We start from the raw sequence: 534 nt of genomic DNA, 5'->3' as shown, positions 1-534 counted from the left end.
GACTGGTACTAATCCACCAAACACCAAACAACCAACACCACAAAAGCACGTGGTCTTGGCAAACACATGCAACCGTGCGAAACACCAAAAAGCACTCGCGTCCACTATGCAGTCACTGACACAACACACCACGTGTCAACACTCAAATTAAGTAAATATTGTGTCACTATCACGCACAACCACTTGGTTGTGTTGACTGGCATGCCCCTTAAGGTGTGTCGGTGGTTGATGGCGGCGGGGAAACGCCCGGTCCCATTCCGAACCCGGAAGCTAAGCCCGCCCGCGCCGATGGTACTGCACTCGGGAGGGTGTGGGAGAGTAGGTTACCGCCGACCCAACAACTTCATTTTTCGACGCGCTTCGCGCACCAAGTAGAGGTGCCCGGAGCGCGTCGCTTTTTTGCGCCTTCGCCGCCCAGGGGGGGTATTCCAGACACTAACCCGCGCGCCCGAGGGCACTGGAATGATTTTGTAACGAGACAGCACTGCAACAGCGTTGTGCCTGGGACCTGACCCCCGTTAGGTAGACACCTGA

At 56.0% G+C, this 534-nt stretch carries 1 rRNA gene; it reads left to right on the top strand.

Features of this window, described 5'->3' with window-relative positions:
• Window positions 1–217: 217 nt before the first annotated feature.
• A 5S ribosomal RNA gene (gene rrf, locus HMPREF2550_RS03815) occupies window positions 218–335 on the top strand.
• The last annotated feature ends 199 nt before the right edge of the window (window positions 336–534 follow it).

The sequence above is a fragment of the Corynebacterium sp. HMSC074A01 genome, assembly GCF_001831515.1.
Classification (GTDB): domain Bacteria; phylum Actinomycetota; class Actinomycetes; order Mycobacteriales; family Mycobacteriaceae; genus Corynebacterium.
Note: the sequence above shows the minus strand (reverse complement) of the source record. Positions and strands in the feature narration are given on the sequence as shown.